The organism is Mesorhizobium sp. M2C.T.Ca.TU.002.02.1.1 (genome assembly GCF_003997225.1).
In genome coordinates this window covers 1-1339 of record NZ_RZTO01001183.1, presented here as the reverse complement: position 1 = coordinate 1339, position 1339 = coordinate 1, and the positions used below count along the sequence as shown (strand labels likewise).

The following is a 1339-nucleotide window of genomic DNA, read 5'->3' as shown; positions in this document are numbered from 1 at the left end:
GGGATAGGCAAGCAGGATCGAGATCACGGTGACGGTTCCTGTCACCTCCAGCGAGTTCACCATCGCCCGCCAATAGGACGGGTCGGTGAAGAACTGGCTGTAATTGGCTAAAGTGAAGCCGCCGCCTTCATGCGCCGTGAGGCTCGAAAACCCCATGGCGATGAAGGGCAGCACGAAGAAAGCACATGTCCATGCCAGCGCCGGCGTGACCAGCGCCCAGGGCAGGGCACGCGACTTGTTTCCCGCCGATGCCATCGGCCGATCTACTGCGCCTGCAGCATCTCGGTCCACATGTTCTGCATCTTCTTGTCGAGATCGGCGTTCGGCGCCGGATAGGCCTGTGCGCGGGCGAGGAAGCCGGGCTGCTCGTCGAAGCGCAGGATCTTCTTCTGCTCGTCGGTCAACGCCGCCTTGGTGTTGGACGGCATGCCCCAATAGCAGGAAGAGGTCGCAAGCCGCGCCTGGCCCTCCGGGCTCAGGATGTATTGGATGAATTTCAGCGCCATGTCCTTGTTCTTGGAATCCTTGAACATGGCGAGCGATTGCGACCACAGCACCGCGCCTTCCTTCGGGATCGAGAAGTCGAGCGCCGGATTTTCCTTGGCAAGACCGGCCGTGACCCACTCGCCGCCGCCGACAAGGATGTCGACCTCGCCGGTGGCGAGCGCCGTCTGGCTGGCGGTGACTTCGCCGACCAGCTTGGCGTTGGCCTTCATCTTGAGCAGTTCGGCTTTCAGCGCCGGCAGGTCGGCTTCGGTGAGGTCGGCGGTCTTCTTGCCGATGGCCAGAGCCGCCATGCCGATCACCGGCAGGTAGTAATCGTAGATCGCGACCTTGCCTTTGTATTTGTCGCTGGTGAGCGAGGCCAGCGACTGCATGTCGGCCGGATCGACCTTGGTCTTGTTGAAGCCGATCGTGTTGTAGCCGAACTTTTCGGTGATGCCGTAGCGCTTGCCGTCGACGATGGTCGACTTGTCCATCTTCACTTCGGGGAACAGGTCGGCGAAGGGCAATTTGTCCTCGGGCAGCGGCTCGAACAGGCCCTTCTCAACGCCGCGCGGCACGTCGATGCTGTCGATCACCATCACGTCCCAGTCGCCGGGCTGCGACTGGTCGACGATGGCGAGCCCGGCGCCGGTGCCCTCGAACTCCTTGACGTTGACCTTGACGTCGTTGGCCTTTTCGAAAGGCTCGAGTAGCGCCGGATCGGAGTGATCGCACCAGATCAGCGCGTTGAGGTCGGCGGCCTGAGCGTTGCTCGTGGCGAGTAGCAGCCCCGTGGCCGCCCAACCGGCGAAAAGATGGGACTTCAGGATGGAAAGCGGAGTCCGGGCATTGA

1 protein-coding gene and 1 pseudogene are annotated in these 1339 nt (G+C 62.4%); both read right to left on the bottom strand.

Features of this window, described 5'->3' with window-relative positions; all coding sequences use genetic code 11:
* A pseudogene (locus EOD07_RS34560) lies at positions 1-255 on the bottom strand (ABC transporter permease); the annotation flags it as partial.
* Positions 256-263: 8 nt separating this feature from the next.
* Positions 264-1313, bottom strand: a complete 1050-nt coding sequence (locus EOD07_RS34555) for a spermidine/putrescine ABC transporter substrate-binding protein (RefSeq protein WP_245470606.1) — start codon at positions 1311-1313, stop codon at positions 264-266.
* Positions 1314-1339 lie beyond the last annotated feature (26 nt).